Below are 16,052 nucleotides of genomic sequence, written 5' to 3'. Positions count from 1 at the left end.
CCGGCCGGTCAGCGCACCTGGAACCAGGTGGTGTTGAGCCCGAAGGAGCTGCGGAACGACTCGCCGCTGACCGTGGCGGAGCCCTGGGAGCCGACGACCCGGATCGACAGCACCCGGCCGCCCCACTGACCGTTGCCGTCGCGCTCCAGCACCTGCACGCGCTCGAAGGTGCCGATGGCGGGGAAGGCCCGCTGCAGCTCACCGGGGGCGATCGAGTCGGTGACGCCGCGGTAGGTGTCGTCGTAGGGGTCCGGCTGCGCGACCAGGTAGGGCTGCGAGCCCTGCGCCGTCCAGCCGCCGTTGCTGGCGGAGTACTGCGTGAAGGCCGGCTCGCCCCGGTGGAGCAGCACCTGGCGGGCGGTGGCCCGGATGGCGGCGTTGGTGGACGCCGCCTCGCCGGCCACGCCGCCGTAGACCTGGCAGGCGGTGGTGTCGCAGATGTCGTAGTGGCGTGCCAGCGGGGTGGCCCGCTCGTGGGCCGCGTAGGTGCGGGCCGCGACGGCCTGGGCCCGCAGGGCGGCCGGGCGCCACGACGTGTAGACCTCGCGCGGCACGACGCCTTGGATGTAGTCGTCGAGCGTGACGACGTTGACGGTGTCGCGACGCGCCGACGTCGGCGACGGCCGGGCGCTACGGAGCTTGCCGCGGAAGGCGTGGCGCCCGGTGGGCGTCACGAGCGTCGTCGCGAGGCCGCCGCCGAAGAACTCGGCCGGCCCGGCCACCGTGCGCACGGTGCGCCAACCGCCGCTCGCGCCCTTCCAGGCGATCGCGCTGCGCGACCCGCCCGCCGCGGACTTGATCCGCCACAGGCGAGCGGCCGGCTTCTTCAACCGGAAGGTCTTGCCGTTGCCGAGGGCCCGCACCTTGAGGGCGGGCCGCGCCACGACCACGACGTCGTCGGTCGTGTCGCCGCTGATCCACACGCGCATGCGACCGGTGGTCGAGCCGTAGGTCAGCCCCTGGTAGTAGAACCCGAGGATCTGGCGGTAGGAGCGGCCGCGCTCGGCCTGGCGCTGAGCACCCCACTGCGACATCCCGTGCCCGTGCCCGTAGCCGTTGCCGACGACCTGCACGGCGCCCGCGCGCCGCTCGCCGCGGTCGACGCGCGCCTCCGCCGGGGTGGCGGAGACGAACGCGACGACCGTGACGAGGGCGGCGACGTGAGCGATGAACCGGGTGGAGCGGGCGGATCGGGTGGTCATGCGCCTCCGGGCAGTGCTCAGCCGTTGAACGAGGGCTGCGACTGCGGGTTGAAGATGGACAGCTTCTTCTTGGCTGCCTTCTTGGCCCACGGGGTGTCGATGGTGAACACCTCGAGGCCGCGGGTGATGTCGCTGGAGTAGACGTAGCCGTTGTACCAGTAGGACGACCACGAGCCGCCGAGCTGGAGGGCGGTGTCGGAGATCGCGCCGCGGTCGAAGTACTCGAGCTCACGGGGGCGCTTGGAGTCGGTGAAGTCCCACACCGACGTGCCGCCCTGGTACCAGGCCTGCACCATGATGTCGCGACCCTTGACCGGGATCAGCGAGCCGTTGTGGGCCACGCAGTTCTCGGTGTCGGACTGCGTGCGCGGCATCTTGAAGTAGCTGGCGAACTTCAGCTTGTTGCGACGGATGTCGTAGACGCCGTTGGCACCGCGCTGCGGGCCGACCTCGTCGTTGCAGGTGGCCGCGCCGCCGCCGCCGAGCTCATCGGTGAAGACGACCTTGGTGCCGGCGTTGTTGAAGGTGGCCGAGTGCCAGAACGCGAAGTTGTCGGTGTCCTGCACGCGGTCGATCACGCGCGGGCGGGCCCGGTCCTTGATGTCGAGCAGGATGCCGTCACCCATGCAGGCGCCGGCGGCGATGTCCTTCTTCGGGTAGGCGGTGATGTCGTGGCAGCCGCTGGTGTCGCTGCTGTAGTCGTCGCCGGTGGTGCCGCCGTCGGGGAAGAGCACCGGGGTCGCGACGACACGAGCCGCGGCCGGGTTGCGCACCGGCACCTTGACGATGCTGATCTTGTCGTGCGGCGGCAGGCAGTTGGGCTGCGTCGGGCTGGGGCCGTAGGAGGAGACGTAGACGAAGAGGTCCTTGCCGTTCTTGCTCGGCGCCAGGGTGTGGGTGTGCGAGCCGCAGGCGGTCAGCACGCTGGTGACGTAGCGCGGCTTGGCCGGCTTGCTGATGTCGAAGACCCGGATGCCCTCCCAGGCGCCCGGCTGCGCGGGCGAGGTGGGCCGGTCGTTGACGCAGGTGTTGTTGTTGCGCAGCGAGTCGACGGACAGGACGAGCAGGTCGCCGTAGATGGAGACGTCGTTCTGCGCGCCGGGGCAGTCGACCTGGGCGACCTTCTTCGGCCGGGTCGGCGTCTTGATGTTGTAGACGGCGAAGCCGTTGTAGTTGCCGGCGATCGCGTAGTTGCCCTTGAACGCCAGGTCGGTGCCGTAGGCGCCGGTGGCGGCGAACGTGCCCTCGAGCGGGACCCGGGCGACGTTGCGCATGTTCTTGCTGCGGTCGATCTCACCGCTCAGGATCCGCGGCTCGGCGGCCTCGATGCCGGCGAGGCGTTGGCCCGGCAGGGCCGGACGGACCTCGATGGCGGAGGTGTCGGGCGTGGCCGGGTCTCCTGGGACGGCGCCGGCGGGCACGGCCGCGGCCAGCCCCGCCGAGAGGACGAGTGCGCTCAGCGCTGCGAGCATCTTCACTGTGGACTCCGAGTCGTCGCTTAGTGTGGTGGTGTGATCTCGGCACGGAAGACCCTGGCGGCATTGGCCGGAGTACTGGCCCTGACGAGTTGTGCAGACCCTACTTCAGACGGCGACCGGGCAGAAGGGCATCCCGACGGCGAGCACGGCGCGGCGTCGTCCGGCGCGACCGAGGGCGGGCCCGACGACCACGACGGGCACGACATGCACGACATGGCCGACATGGCGGGCATGCCGGAGGTGTCGGCGCCGCCGGACTCGGCCGACTTCAACGTCGACGACATCGAGTACCTCACGATGATGGTCGCCCACCACCGCCAGGCGCTCGACCTCGCCGAGCTCGCGCCCGAGCGGGCCTCCGACGACCGCGTGCTCCGCCTGGCGCAGTCGATCGACTCCACGCAGGGCCGCGAGATCATCGTGATGGCCACCTGGCTCGTCGACCGCGGCCAGCCCGAGCCGACGCCCGAGAGCGTCGCGGCGATGACCGAGATGTCGATGCCCGGCATGCTCGACCAGGGTCAGCTCGACGACCTCGCCGCCAGTGAGGGCGGTGACTTCGACCGCCGCTTCCTGGAGGACATGATCCAGCACCACCAGGGCGCCATCCGCATGGCCGAGCAGGTGCTCGGCACGGGCAAGGACGTCGTCGTCGCCGAGATGGCCTCCGACGTCGTGACGCTGCAGAACGCCGAGATCCGGCGCATGCGCGACCTGCTGGAGCAGCTGCCCTCGACCTGAGCCGCGCGGTCGAGCTCAGAAGCGGTGCAGGCGCCGGGCGGCCTCGGCGATGGACCCGCTGACCGAGGGGTAGACGGTGAACGCCTGCGCGAGCTGGTCGGCGGTGAGCGACTCGGCCACGGCGATCGAGACCGGGTGGATGAGCTCGCTGGCCCGCGGACCGACCACCACTCCCCCGACGACGATGCCCGTGCCGGGACGACAGAACAGCTTCACGAAGCCGTCGTGCACGCCCTGCATCTTCGCGCGCGGGTTGCCCGAGAGCGGCAGCGCGACGACGTCGGCCTGCATGTCGCCGGCGTCGACGGCCTGCTGCGACCACCCGACGGTGGCGATCTCGGGCGCGGTGAACACGTTGGAGGAGACCTTCTTGAGGTCGAGCGGGTGCACGGTGTCGCCGAGGAAGTGCCACATCGCGATACGGCCCTGCATGGCCGCGACGCTGGCGAGCATCAGCACGCCCGTGCAGTCGCCGGCCGCGTAGACGCCCCGCGCCGACGTCCGCGAGACCCGGTCGACGTTGACGAAGCCGCCGTCCTTGAGCACGACCCCGGCTTCCTCGAGACCGATGCCGGCGGTGTTGGGCACCGAGCCGAGCGCCAGGATGCAGTGGCTGCCCTGCACCTCGCGGCCGTCGGTGAGCCGGACCGTGACGACGTCGCCGTCGCGGGTCACCGACTCCATGCGCGACTTGGACAGCACCGTCATGCCGCGCCGGATCGAGACGTCCTCGAGCACCTTGGCGGCGTCGGCGTCCTCGCTGGGCAGCACACGGTCGCGGCTGGAGACCAGGGTGACCGGGATGCCGAGAGCGAGGTAGGCGCTGGCGAACTCGGCGCCGGTGACGCCGGAGCCGACCACGATGAGCTCGGTGGGCACCTCGGTGAGGTCGTAGACCTGCTCCCAGGTGAGGATGCGCTCGCCGTCGGGCTGCGCGCTCGGCAGCGTGCGCGGCGCGGCGCCGGTGGCGACCAGGATCGCGTCGGCGTCGTAGGCGGCCTCGCCGACGACCACGCGGTGGGGCCCGTCGAGCCGGCCCCGCCCCTCGACGACCTGCACGCCCTCCTTGGCCAGGCGGCGCGCGATGTCGGCCGACTGGTCGGCGGCGAGCTTCATCACCCGCTCGTTGACCCGGGCGAGGTCGACCCGGATGGAGTGCGCCGCGTCGCCCTCGGCGTCGTGGAACTGCACCCCGAGCTCGGCGGACGCCGCCACCTCGGTCATCACCTCGGCCGTCGCGATCAGCGTCTTGCTCGGCACGCAGTCGGTGAGCACCGCGGACCCGCCGATGCCGTCGGAGTCGACCACCGTGACGTCGGCCCCGAGCTGGCTCGCGACCAGCGCCGCCTCGTACCCGCCCGGCCCGCCGCCGAGGATGACGACCTTGTCGCTGCTCATGCCCTCAGGCTATCGAGGGTGGTCGTGCGGGTTGAGGTCGGTGGTCGGGGTGGGTCTGCGCGCCTTCGGCGCGGGTTTTCGCGCCGCTGCCGCGGCGCGGGTCGTCTTCCGCGCTCCGCGCGGGGGGTGTGGCGTGGGGTGGCGCCTTGGCGGGGCTCGGGTTTGCCAGCGGGAGGTGTGTCGCCTCGGGGCCTGGGCTGCTCATCGGCCTGGGCGACGTGGCGCCACGCCTCTTGAGTGCTGGCAAACCCGACCCCGCCCTGGGCGCCACCCCACGCCACACGGAGGACCCCCGTGCTCGCCTTCATCCTGGGATGGTTGTTGGTTCCATGACCGTCCGTCGCCCCGGGCGACCGGTGGTCGCGTGTCCGAGATGAGGGTCGTGTGCTTGTGGCCGGTGCCCACACCGTCCACCGGCACACGACCGCATGAACCGGGCCGAGGACGGCGATCGAAGCCGGTACCGCCCGGAGGCGCCCCTAGCCCAGCATCACTCGACCACACGGCGCACGCGCCGTCGGGCGCCCTCAGAGCGGGTCGGGGCCGCCGCCGGAATCGCGGCAGCGAGCACCAGGCTGGGTGGCCCCGCCGCGACGGGCGCCCGTAAGGCGCCCGATCAGAAGTTGATCATGTGGCCCGCGATGCCGTGGATCGCTTCCTTGACCGACTCGCCGAGGGTGGGGTGGGCGAAGACGTTGCGGGCGACCTCGTCGGCGGTGAGGTCCCACTGCTGGGCGAGGGTGAGCACGGGCAGGAGCTCGGTGACGTCGGGGCCGATGAGGTGGGCGCCGACGATCTCGTTGTGCTCGGCGTCGGCGACGACCTTGACGAACCCGACGCCGTCGCCGAGGCCCTGGGCCTTGCCGTTGGCCGAGAACGGGAACGTCGAGGTCTTGACGTCATAGCCCTTCTCCTTGGCCTGCGCCTCGGTGTAGCCGAACGAGGCGATCTGCGGGTGGCAGTAGGTGGCGCGCGGGACCATGACGAAGTCGATCTCCATGGTCTCGGCGTCGGCGATGGTCTCGGCGGCGACGATGCCCATGGCCTCGGCCACGTGGGCGAGCATGAACTTGCCGGTGACGTCGCCGATCGCGTAGACGCCGTCGACGTTGGTGCGGCCGCGGGCGTCGACCTCGATCGCGCCGCGGTCGGTGGTCTTCACGCCGAGCGCGTCGAGGCCGTAGCCCTCGAGGCGGGGGGCGAAGCCGAAGGCGGCGAGGAACTTGTCGGCCTCGAGGACCTGCTCGTCACCGCCGGCGGCTGGGGCGACGGTGACCTTGACGCCGGAGCCGGTGTCCTCCACGCCCTTGACGGCGGTGGAGGTGAGCACCTTCACGCCGAGCTTCTTGTAGTGCTTGGCGAGCTCCTTGGACACGTCGGCGTCCTCGGTGGGCACCATGCGGTCGAGGTACTCGACGATGGTGACGTCGACGCCGAAGTTGGCCATCACGTAGGCGAACTCGACGCCGATGGCGCCTGAGCCGCCGATGACGATCGAGCTGGGCAGGTTCTCGTCGAGGATCTGCTCCTCGTAGGTCACCACGTTGCCGCCGATGGTCACGCCCGGCACGGTGCGCACGGTGGCACCGGTGGCGATGATGAGGTTGTCGAAGGTGTGCGAGGTCGTCTCGCCGTCCTTGACCACGTCGATGGAGGTCGACGAGGTGAGGGTGCCCCAGCCGTCGACCTCGGTGATCTTGTTCTTCTTCATCAGGAAGTGGACGCCCTTGACGATGCCGGCGCTCACCTGCCGGCTGCGCTTGAACGTGGGGCCGTAGGTCATCGTGGCGTCGCCCTCGATGCCGTACTTGGCCTTGTCGTGGGTCAGCGTGTGGGCGAGCTCGGCGTTCTTGAGCAGTGCCTTGGACGGGATGCAGCCGACGTTGAGGCACACACCGCCCCAGTACTTCTCCTCGACGACGGCGACGGACTTGCCGAGCTGGGCGGCGCGGATGGCGGCGACGTACCCACCGGGGCCGGCACCGAGGACGAGGACATCGAAGTGGCTCACGTCCTCGATCGTAGTGCGGTCCCACGGGCGCTCGGCGCCGGGCACTACTCTCCTCTGCGTGACGCTCTATGCCGCCTACGGGAGCAACCTCGACCCGGCCCGGATGAGCGAGCGTTGCCCCCACTCGCCGCTGCAGACCACCGGGTGGCTCGGCGCGTGGCGCCTGACGTTCGGCGGCGAGGAGCTCGGCTGGGACGGCGCCCTGCCGACCCTCGTGCAGGACCCGTTCGAGCAGGTCTTCGTCGCCATCTACGACGTCGCGCCGGCCGACGAGTCGGCGCTCGACGGCTGGGAGCAGGCCGACACCGGCCTGTACCGCAAGACGAAGGTGCGGGTCTCGACGATGACCGGCGAGGTCGTCGCGTGGACCTACGTGCTCGACGCCTACGAGGGCGGGCTGCCCTCGGCCGTCACGCTCGGCGTGCTGGCCGACGCAGCCGAGGCGGCCGACGCCCCCGACGACTACGTGGCGGCGCTGCGGCGTCGTCCGTGCCGCTCGACCGGGCTGTAGCGGGCGGTAGCGGGCTGGAGCGGAAAGGGGTACCGAGTACCTCGGGGAGACCTGCCCCACACGGCCGGTGCGGCGCATTCCGCAGGCCCGTCCGGCGGCTAGAGTCGCCGGTTGTGACCGACTCGAACGACGCAGCACCCACCGACCCGTACGGGCTCGCCCAGCAGGCCGCGACCCGGCTCGCCGAGCTCACGGGCGTCGAGCGGCACGACGTCGCCCTCGTGCTCGGCAGCGGGTGGCTGCCGGCGGTCGACGCGCTCGGCGAGGCCGCGGCCGAGATCGACACCACCGACCTGCCCGGCTTCTCCGCCGCGGCGGTGCAGGGGCACTCGGGCAAGATCCGCAGCATCCGCGCCGGCGAGAAGCAGCTGCTGGTCTTCTTGAGCCGCACGCACTACTACGAGGGCAAGGGCGTCGCGGCGGTCGTGCACGGCGTCCGGACGGCGGCCGCGGCCGGCTGCCGGGCGATCGTGCTCACCAACGGGTGCGGTGGCCTCAAGGAGACCTGGACCCCGGGCACGCCGGTGCTGATCAGCGACCACATCAACCTCACGGGCCGCAGCCCGATCGAGGGCGCGACCTTCGTCGACCTCACCGACCTCTACTCCCCCCGTCTGCGGGCGCTGTGCCGCGAGGCCGAGCCGGGCCTCGACGAGGGCGTCTACGTGCAGTTCCCCGGCCCGCACTACGAGACGCCGGCCGAGATCGGCATGGTGCGCGCGATGGGTGGCCACCTCGTAGGCATGAGCACCACGCTGGAGGCGATCGCCGCCCGCGAGGCCGGCCTGGAGGTGCTGGGCATCAGCCTGGTCACCAACCTCGCGGCCGGGATCAGCGGCGAGCCGCTCGACCACGGCGAGGTGCTCGAGGCCGGCCGGGCCGCCGCCAGCCGGATGGGCGACCTCCTCGGTCGCGTCGTCCCGAGGATCTGAGGTACACCGTGCCGGAGCGCGATGAGCTCGGACCCGCGAGCGAGACCCGACGCCGCCTGGTCGAGTCGGCCACGCTCGAGTTCGCCGCGCACGGCGTCCACACGGCCTCGCTGCTCGAGATCACCCGCCAGGCCGGCCAGCGCAACCGCGGCGCCGTGCACTACCACTTCGGCTCGCGCATGGGCATGCTCGTCGCCGTGCTCGAGCAGCACGTCGAGTTCTTCACCACCCGCGAGCGTGAGCTGCTCGCCATCGCCCGGGCGCGGCCCGACGACCACCTGGCCTCGGCGGTCGAGGCGATCCTGCGCCCGGCGGTCGAGCTCGCCGAGCTCGGCACCCACGGCCGCGCCTACCTGACGATCCTGGCCCAGCTGGTCGAGGAGGACCCCGACGCGCTCGACCCCGACGTCAGCGCCGCCCTCGAGCGCATGGGCGGCTTCGACTCCTACACCCTGCTCGAGCAGCGCCTCCCGCCGATGCCGGCTGACGTCTCCGTCGAGCGGGTCTCGCTGGTCTACGCCTTCATCCTCCGCGCGATCGCCGACCGGGCCCGAGCGCGCGAGCGGCCTACGGGCCGGGCGCAGCTCGACCTCGAGCCGTTCACCACCAACCTCGTCGCGATGGTGGTCGGCATGCTGAGCGCTCCCGTGCCCTGATCGGGCACCACATCGTGGGCGAGGTTAGGTAAGCCTCACCAATGCTCTAGGCTGCAGAGGCTCTCCCCGCCTGCTCACAGAAACGCCTGCGATGACCCGCCTCCGCACCACCGCGACCGCTGTCGCGACCGTCGTGTCCGTCCTGCTCATCGCCGCCTGCGGCCCCGTCGTCGACCCTGCCGCAGGGGGCACGGACGACGGCGCCGACTCCGTCGTCCCGACCCTCGCCGACGTCGAGCCGCTCGCCGACCCCCGCTCCTGGGACGGCGAGGTCTCGATCCGGCTGCCCGAGCCCGAGATCGTCCCGGTCGACGACGACCCACAGCCGCGACTGCCGGTCACCGTGACCGACGCTCAAGGCACGGAGGTCGAGGTCACCGACGTCAACCGCATCCTCGCGCTCGACATCTACGGCACGCTCGTCCACACCGTCTTCGAGCTCGGCCTGGGTGACAACGTCGTCGGGCGCGACGTCTCGGCGCAGTTCCCCGAGGCGGCCGACCTGCCGTTGGTCACCCAGAACGGTCACGAGCTCAACGCCGAGGCGATCCTGCAGCTCGACCCGACCGTCGTGCTCACCGACTCCTCGCTGGGGCCCTACGACGTGCTGCTCCAGCTGCGCGATGCCGGCATCCCGGTCGTGTTCACCGACTCCAGGCGCGGCCTCGACAACCTCGCCTCGCTCACCCAGGAGGTCGCCGACGCGCTCGGGGTCCCCGACGCCGGCACGACGCTCGGCCAGCGCCTCGAGCAGGAGGCCGCCGAGACCACGGCCCGGATCACCGACGTCGCCCCGCAGGACGTTCAGTCGCAGCTGCGCACGGTCTTCCTCTACGTGCGCGGCCAGGCCGGCATCTACTACATGTTCGGCGAGGGCTCCGGCGCCGACTCGCTCATCGAGGCCGCCGGCGGCTACGACGTCGCCGAGGAGATCGGCTGGGACGGCATGAAGCCGGTCACCGACGAGGCCCTCGTCGAGGCCGCCCCCGACGTCCTGCTGATGATGGACAAGGGGCTCGAGTCCGTCGGCGGCGTCGACGGCCTGCTCGAGCGGTTCCCGGCGCTGGCCAACACCCCCGCCGGCGAGCACCGCCGCGTCGTGGCCATGGACGACGACGTCGTGCTGAGCTTCGGCCCGCGCACCTCCGACGTGCTCAACGCACTCGCGGTCGCGTTCTACGCCCCCGACGCGCTGAGCACCCCGTGACGGCCGGACCGCTCGCGAAGGCCGGGCCGCCGCCGACCACCGCGACCTCCCCCGCCGATGACACCACCGACGACACCGCCGGACGGCGCCGCCGGCGACCCGCGCGCAACGCCGTCCTCCTCGCCGTGCTCGGCGTCGGGCTCGTGCTGGCGGCCCTGGCCGCGGCCGGGTCGGGACAGTCCCCCATCCCGTTCACCGAGGTGCTCGGCTCGGTGCTCCACCGGGCCGGCATCGACCTCCTCCCGCTGCCTGCCGGCGCCCGCGACGACACCACGCTGTGGACGGTGCGGTTCCCGCGCGTCGCGATGGCCCTCGTCGTCGGTGCCGCGCTCGGCGCCGCCGGGGCGCTGATGCAGGGCGTCTTCGGCAACCCGCTCGCCGAGCCGAGCGTCGTCGGCGTCTCGGCCGGCGCCGCCGTCGCGGCGGCTGCCTCCATCACCTTCTCGTGGACCTTCGCCGGCGAGTGGACCATCGCCGTGTGCGCCTTCGCCGGCGGCCTGGCCACCACCCTCGCCGTCTACGCGATGGCGCGGGCCGACGGGCGCACCGAGGTGGTCACGCTCGTGCTCACCGGCATCGCCGTCAACGCCGTGGCCGGCGCGGGCCTGGCGTTCCTGCTCTTCGTGGCCGACCAGCAGGCGCGCGAGCAGATCGTGTTCTGGCAGCTCGGCAGCCTCAACGGCAGCCGCTGGCAGTACGTCGCGGTCGTGCTGCCGTTCGCCGTCGTCGGCTGTCTCGTGGCCATGGTCTGCGCCCGACGGCTCGACCTGCTGGCCCTCGGTGAGCGGCAGGCCCGCCACCTCGGCGTCGACGTCGAGCGCCTGCGCATCGTGCTCATCGTCGTCACCGCCCTGCTCACCGCCGCCGCCGTCAGCTTCTGCGGCATCGTCGCGTTCGTCGGGCTCGTGGTCCCGCACGTGGTGCGGATGGTCACCGGCCCCGGCCACCGCGTCGTGCTGCCGGCCTCGATGATGGCGGGGGCACTGGTGCTGGTGGTCGCCGACACGACGGCCCGCTCGTTCGTGCGCGGGGCCGACCTGCCGATCGGGATGCTCACCTCGCTCGTCGGCGGGCCGTTCTTCTTCTGGCTGATCCGCCGCACGCGGCGCTCCTCCGGGGGTTGGGCATGACGGCGACCGCGGCGCTCCGGGCGCGCGGGGTGGTCGTCCGGTTCGGCGCTGCCACCGTCCTCGACGGCGTCGACGTCGACGTCCGCCACGGCGAGGTGCTCGCGCTGGTCGGGCCCAACGGCGCCGGCAAGTCGACGCTGCTCGCCGTCCTGTCCGGCGACCTCGAGCCCGTCGAGGGCACGGTCGAGGTGCTGGGCACGCCCCTGGCCGACTGGCGGCTGCGCGACCTCGCGCGCGAGCGCGCCGTGCTCACCCAGGAGCACCACGTCTCCTTCCCGTTCCCGGTCGCGGACGTCGTCCGCATGGGCCGCTCGCCCTGGCGCGGACGCGCCGAGGAGGGCCTCGACGACGAGGTGGTCGCCGCGGCGATGGCCACCACCGACGTCACCCACCTCGCGCCGCGCTCGTTCGGCGCCCTGTCCGGCGGGGAGAAGGGCCGGACGTCGTTCGCGCGCGTGCTCGCCCAGGCCACCGGCGTCCTGATGCTCGACGAGCCCACCGCGGCGCTCGACCTCGGCCACCAGGAGGCCGTGCTCGCCCGGGCCCGCCAGGCCGCGGACGACGGGGCCGCCGTCGTCGTCGTCCTGCACGACCTCAGCCTCGCGGCGGCCTGGTCCGACCGCGCCGTCCTGCTGCAGCGGGGGCGGGTGGCGGCCGAGGGCACGCCGGCGGAGGTGTTTCGCGGACCGCTGCTCAGCGAGGTCTACGACCACCCGGTCGAGGTGCTGCCGCATCCGGCCACCGGCGACCTGTTGGTGCTGGCCGACCGCCATGCCGGCCGGTCGACGACCCAGAAGGTGAACCCGTGAACAGCAGACTCGTCCTGGCCGCCGTCGCCGGCCTCCTGGCCCTCGGCACCGCCCCCGCGCACGCCGAGTCGCGCGTCGACGTCACCAACGACCGGGGCGGCTCCGAGGCCGACCTGCGGTACCAGACCAGGCTCACCGTCGAGGGCTCCGGCTTCCAGACCGTGCGCGGCGGCTTCGGAGGGGTGTACCTGATGTTCGGCTGGGTGCGCGACCCCGACGGCGGCTCGTGGCGGCCGTCGCGGGGCGGGCTCACCGGTGCCGACTACCAGTACATCCCCGACTCCGAGAGTGCCGCCGACAACCGGGGCTACCTCACCTACGTCGCGTTCCCGGGCAGCTCGACCGCGGGCGAGGCCGACGCCGTGCTCTCCGACGCGGGTGGCTTCAGGGTCGACCTCGCCGTGCCCGGCCCGGTCTTCCAGGCCGTCGACCGCGACGGCGACGTCGCCGAGGTCGACTGCCGCGAGGTGACCTGCGGCGTCATCACCATCGGCGCCCACGGCGTCAAGAACGCCCGCAACGAGACCTTCACGCCGGTCGCGTTCGGCGACGTCTACGACGTCGCGCCGGCGACGTCTGAGCCGACCGGGACGCCGTCCGCGGCGCCGACCGGGTCGTCGGGTCCTGCCACGCGGGCCCCGGCCGCCCAGGCCCCGGCCGCCCAGGCGCCGGCCGCCGAGGCACCGAAGGCCGCCGGCCCGGCCGCGGTGACCGTCGACCGCGCGACGGCGACCGCCGGACACGCCATGGTGTTCAACGCCCAGGGCTTCACACCCGGCGAGCAGGTCGTCGCCGTGCTCGACGACGGCATCGCCGCCCTGGGCCCGATGGCCGCCGGTGCGTCCGGCGAGATCGCCGGCGTGCTCCAGCTCCCGGTCGACCTCGGCGTCGGCACCCACGAGCTGCGCCTGACCGGCGCCGCGTCGGGCACCGAGGTCTCGCAGCGGTTCCCGGTCTCGGCCGCTGCCGTGCCGGTCGCCGTCGCCGACGACGGGGAGGCCGCTGATGGCGGTCGCGGCGCGACGGTGTTCCTGGTCGTCGCGGTCGTCGTCCTCCTGCTCGCGCTCGCCGGGTCCGTGCTCGCCCGGCTGCGCGGGCGTCGTCCGGTGGCCCCGACGACGGCGGTCGCGCCGTGAGCCCCCGCCGACACGGCCTCGCCGCCGCGCTCGCCGCGGGTGCGCTCGTGCTGCTCGCCGTCCCGACGACGCTGCTCGGCACCGCCTCGGCCCAGGACCTGCCCGACGACGAGGCGCCCAGCTCGTCGGACACGCCGTCCGACGAACCGTCGACCGAGCCACCGAGCCCGACCGTCACGGTCACCGAGACCGTGACCGCGGCGCCCACGCCCGAGGGCGCCTTCGAGGTCGACGACGCCCAGCTGCGCTGGGGCCTCAACGACGAGACCAACAACCGCGCCTTCGCGCCGGGCACGTTCAACTTCCTGTCGGCCGGCAAGGTCCCCAACCCGGGCCGGGGCGGCCAGACGGTGCGCAACGGCGTGTGGAGCGGGACGACCACCCGGGCCTGGTTCCCACAGAGCGGCGACGTGCGCATCGAGAAGCAGCACCCCGACGGCAGCCACGCCACCGCGACCTTCGCCGGCCTGTCGACCACCGTGGCCGGCACGCCGATGAGCGGCACCCACGGCCCGTTCTCCGGTCACCAGGTGGTCATCGACGGCGGCACCGGCGAGGTCGACAGCGAGCGGGGCACCGCCTCGATCTCATGGACGGGCTCGTTCTCGGTCCTCTACTACTCCGGCATGACCCTGTTCACGGTCACCGACCCGGTGCTCTCCGTGACGCCGTCCGGCGCCCGACTCACCGCCACCCTCGGTGGCTACGCGTCGTCGATGGCGGACCCGGCGGTCTGGACGGCGGTGCCCGCCCGCCGGGGCGTGCTGCTGGCCGACCTGCCCGAGGTCGACCTCGGCGCTGCGCTCGGGTTCTCGGCCCAGCCGCGCTACCGCGGCGTGCGCTACGCGGCCCCGGCGTCCGCCGTGCCGCAGGTGACGTCGTCCGCCGACTGGGGCGCCTGGCCGAGGCCGTTCCTCGACTTCATGGGCACCGTCGGCTCCAGCGCCTACTGGTACTCCAGCGGCGGCTCCGCCGACGCCAACAAGGTGCCGCACCCGGTCACCGTCAGCTACGCCGCCGGCCGGCCGATCACTCCCCCGGTCGACACCGACGGCGGTTCCAGCGGCGGCGGCTCGGGCGGCACGGACGACGGCGGGCCGAGCGCGTCGCCGAGCACCCCGGTCAACCCGACGCCCCCACCCGTCGTCACGCAGCCACCCGGCCCCGCGCTGCCGAGCCCGCCACCCGGCGCCCTGCCGCCGGTCGTCGCGCCGACCGCGCCCGCCGCCGAGGCTGCAGCCGTGGCAGCGCCCGCGCCCGGTCAGCCCGGCATCCCACCCACGACCTACGCCCTCACGCCGGCGCCCGCCGCGACGCGGGGCCCGGACGCCGAGCCCCACTGGCCGTGGTGGCTCGGGAGCGCGCTGCTGCTCGCGGCCGCCGCCCTCACCCTGCACGCCACCCGAACGAGAGGCCGACCATGACCACCCCCGCCCGACGGGCCACGACCGCGCTGACGTCACTCCTCGTGGCCGCTGCCGGTGTCGTCGCCACCGGCGCTGCCACCGCTCCCGCCCACGCCGCACCGGTCGAGATCACGGGGGCCTCGTTCACCTGGGGGCTCAGCGGGTACGCCCAGGTCGGCGCGCTCACCCCGTGGCGCTTCTTCGGCCCCACGGGCAACGCGACGATCCTGCGCGGCTCGGTCTCCGGCGGCGACCAGAACGAGTACGTCGTCGCTCCCGTGCCGTCCACCTCGATGCCGGCGACGTCGCCACGCAGGACCCCGAACGCCGTCAAGCTCACGGGCGGCACGGGCACCGCGGACCCCGACACCGGAGCTCTCTCGCTGTCGTGGAGCGGCTCGTACACGGTCAACGCCTACGCAGAATTCCTCGACGCTCCCGACGAGACCTACTCCGACCCGCGCCTCACCGTCGCCGCCGACGGCAGCGGGTCGCTCACGGCCGGATTCGTCATCGGGGCCGGGATCGACCGCGACGGAGACCCGACACCGGCCACCGACCTCGGCCGCATCACCGTGCTCGAGTTCGCCGCCGGCGCACGCTCGACGGCGGGCGACGACCGGTACACCCTGGTTCCCGCCTACCTCGGTGTGACCCTGCCCGGCGCCGACCAGGCGACCTGCACGACGGCCGGCGGCCGGACCGGATGGTGGGGCTCGTGGCCCACGGCCTTCGTCTCCGCCCTCCCCGACTCGATCCGGCCCCACTACTACTCCACCGGGTGCGGGGGCCGGCAGGACAACAAGCCGCCACTCCCCGTGGCTGTCGACCTGAGCCCGCCGGCGTCGTCCTCGACGACGGTCTCGGCGCCCGGCAGGAGGTTCGGCCAGCCCGCGACCGCCTCGGTCGTCGTGGCCTCCTCCTCCGCGACGTCCGGCACGGTGACCCTCGTCGGCCTCGGTGCCGCCCGGACGGCGTCCGTGGTCGGCGGGCGGGCCACCTTCGCCCTCGGCGAGCCCGCTGCCAAGGCCTACGACCTGACCGCGGCGTACAGCGGCAACGCGACCACGGCGTCGAGCCGGAGCACGGTCCGCCTCACCATCAGCAAGGCCGCCACCGCCGTCGCCACGAAGGTCACCCGGAAGCCGACGACGAAGAGGGTCGGCAAGCTCAAGACCACCGTCACCTCCGGCACCACCTCGCCCACGGGCAAGGTCACGATCGTGCTGTACCGGGGCACGAAGGCGTTCAAGACCATCAACGCCAGGCTGAAGAAACGCACCGCCACCGTCACGCTGCCGACGAAGGCGAAGGGCGGCTACCGGGCCGTCGTCACCTACGCCGGCAACGCCGACGTCGCCGGCTCGACGCGCACGGCGTCGTACCGGATCACCCGGTAGCGCCTGTGGCCCGTGACCCCCGGCAGCCGGCGGCT

General features: G+C 73.0%; 14 protein-coding genes. 10 read left to right on the top strand and 4 right to left on the bottom strand.

Going from position 1 to position 16,052, the window contains the following annotated elements; translation table 11 throughout:
• Positions 1 to 8: 8 nt before the first annotated feature.
• Both ABFT23_RS20580 and ABFT23_RS20575 read right to left on the bottom strand, forming a co-directional pair.
• Positions 9 to 1,202 (bottom strand): SpoIID/LytB domain-containing protein, encoded by a 1,194-nt coding sequence (locus ABFT23_RS20580; protein WP_347898613.1) that lies wholly within the window; start codon positions 1,200 to 1,202, stop codon positions 9 to 11.
• Between the two features lie 17 nt (positions 1,203 to 1,219).
• Positions 1,220 to 2,674, bottom strand: a complete 1,455-nt coding sequence (locus ABFT23_RS20575) for an LVIVD repeat-containing protein (RefSeq protein ID WP_347898646.1) — start codon at positions 2,672 to 2,674, stop codon at positions 1,220 to 1,222.
• A gap of 210 nt (positions 2,675 to 2,884) precedes the next feature.
• On the opposite strand from ABFT23_RS20575, the gene ABFT23_RS20570 reads away from it, so the two are divergent.
• Complete coding sequence (locus ABFT23_RS20570) at positions 2,885 to 3,421, top strand: DUF305 domain-containing protein (protein ID WP_347898611.1); 537 nt, start codon at positions 2,885 to 2,887, stop codon at positions 3,419 to 3,421.
• Between the two features lie 15 nt (positions 3,422 to 3,436).
• On the opposite strand, the gene ABFT23_RS20565 is transcribed toward ABFT23_RS20570, so the two are convergent.
• On the bottom strand, positions 3,437 to 4,819 hold the full coding sequence (locus ABFT23_RS20565; protein ID WP_347898609.1) for an NAD(P)H-quinone dehydrogenase: 1,383 nt from the start codon (positions 4,817 to 4,819) through the stop codon (positions 3,437 to 3,439).
• Between the two features lie 616 nt (positions 4,820 to 5,435).
• Entirely contained in the window at positions 5,436 to 6,830 is a 1,395-nt protein-coding gene (gene lpdA / locus ABFT23_RS20560) for a dihydrolipoyl dehydrogenase (protein WP_347898607.1), read from the bottom strand.
• A gap of 58 nt (positions 6,831 to 6,888) precedes the next feature.
• Between lpdA and ABFT23_RS20555 the strand changes: the two genes are divergently transcribed.
• The 9 genes from ABFT23_RS20555 (at position 6,889) to ABFT23_RS20515 (ending at position 16,017) form a co-directional block, all read left to right on the top strand.
• Positions 6,889 to 7,341: a gamma-glutamylcyclotransferase gene (locus ABFT23_RS20555; RefSeq protein ID WP_347898605.1), complete on the top strand. Its 453-nt coding sequence runs from the start codon at positions 6,889 to 6,891 to the stop codon at positions 7,339 to 7,341.
• Between the two features lie 113 nt (positions 7,342 to 7,454).
• Complete coding sequence (locus ABFT23_RS20550) at positions 7,455 to 8,273, top strand: purine-nucleoside phosphorylase (RefSeq protein WP_347898603.1); 819 nt, start codon at positions 7,455 to 7,457, stop codon at positions 8,271 to 8,273.
• Positions 8,274 to 8,281: 8 nt separating this feature from the next.
• Positions 8,282 to 8,929, top strand: coding sequence for a TetR/AcrR family transcriptional regulator (locus ABFT23_RS20545; protein ID WP_347898602.1), 648 nt, complete (start codon positions 8,282 to 8,284; stop codon positions 8,927 to 8,929).
• Between the two features lie 91 nt (positions 8,930 to 9,020).
• Positions 9,021 to 10,136, top strand: coding sequence for a heme/hemin ABC transporter substrate-binding protein (locus ABFT23_RS20540; RefSeq protein WP_347898600.1), 1,116 nt, complete (start codon positions 9,021 to 9,023; stop codon positions 10,134 to 10,136).
• Positions 10,133 to 11,266, top strand: a complete 1,134-nt coding sequence (locus ABFT23_RS20535; protein ID WP_347898598.1) for a FecCD family ABC transporter permease — start codon at positions 10,133 to 10,135, stop codon at positions 11,264 to 11,266. Before ABFT23_RS20540 ends, ABFT23_RS20535 begins: the two co-directional genes overlap by 4 nt.
• The gene (locus ABFT23_RS20530; RefSeq protein ID WP_347898596.1) at positions 11,263 to 12,075 is read left to right on the top strand and encodes a heme ABC transporter ATP-binding protein; all 813 of its coding nucleotides are present in this window, start codon (positions 11,263 to 11,265) and stop codon (positions 12,073 to 12,075) included. The genes ABFT23_RS20535 and ABFT23_RS20530 overlap by 4 nt, the downstream gene beginning before the upstream one ends.
• Positions 12,072 to 13,211, top strand: a complete 1,140-nt coding sequence (locus ABFT23_RS20525) for a hypothetical protein (RefSeq protein WP_347898594.1) — start codon at positions 12,072 to 12,074, stop codon at positions 13,209 to 13,211. Before ABFT23_RS20530 ends, ABFT23_RS20525 begins: the two co-directional genes overlap by 4 nt.
• The gene (locus tag ABFT23_RS20520) at positions 13,208 to 14,635 is read left to right on the top strand and encodes a hypothetical protein (RefSeq protein WP_347898593.1); all 1,428 of its coding nucleotides are present in this window, start codon (positions 13,208 to 13,210) and stop codon (positions 14,633 to 14,635) included. Before ABFT23_RS20525 ends, ABFT23_RS20520 begins: the two co-directional genes overlap by 4 nt.
• On the top strand, positions 14,632 to 16,017 hold the full coding sequence (locus tag ABFT23_RS20515) for a hypothetical protein (RefSeq protein ID WP_347898591.1): 1,386 nt from the start codon (positions 14,632 to 14,634) through the stop codon (positions 16,015 to 16,017). The genes ABFT23_RS20520 and ABFT23_RS20515 overlap by 4 nt, the downstream gene beginning before the upstream one ends.
• Positions 16,018 to 16,052: the final 35 nt, after the last annotated feature.

Origin of the sequence: Nocardioides secundeburneus (genome assembly GCF_039939255.1) — a bacterium.
In the GTDB taxonomy this organism is placed as follows: domain Bacteria; phylum Actinomycetota; class Actinomycetes; order Propionibacteriales; family Nocardioidaceae; genus Nocardioides.
Note: the sequence above shows the minus strand (reverse complement) of the source record. Positions and strands in the feature narration are given on the sequence as shown.

Bases quoted from the DNA above. Each gene is read 5' to 3' on its own strand.
- ABFT23_RS20565 (WP_347898609.1), bottom strand. From the start codon at position 4,819: ATGAGCAGCGACAAGGTCGTCATCCTCGGCGGCGGGCCGGGCGGGTAC.
- ABFT23_RS20570 (WP_347898611.1), top strand. From the start codon at position 2,885: ATGCACGACATGGCCGACATGGCGGGCATGCCGGAGGTGTCGGCGCCG.
- ABFT23_RS20580 (WP_347898613.1), bottom strand. From the start codon at position 1,202: ATGACCACCCGATCCGCCCGCTCCACCCGGTTCATCGCTCACGTCGCC.
- ABFT23_RS20575 (WP_347898646.1), bottom strand. From the start codon at position 2,674: ATGCTCGCAGCGCTGAGCGCACTCGTCCTCTCGGCGGGGCTGGCCGCG.
- ABFT23_RS20515 (WP_347898591.1), top strand. From the start codon at position 14,632: ATGACCACCCCCGCCCGACGGGCCACGACCGCGCTGACGTCACTCCTC.
- ABFT23_RS20540 (WP_347898600.1), top strand. From the start codon at position 9,021: ATGACCCGCCTCCGCACCACCGCGACCGCTGTCGCGACCGTCGTGTCC.
- ABFT23_RS20530 (WP_347898596.1), top strand. From the start codon at position 11,263: ATGACGGCGACCGCGGCGCTCCGGGCGCGCGGGGTGGTCGTCCGGTTC.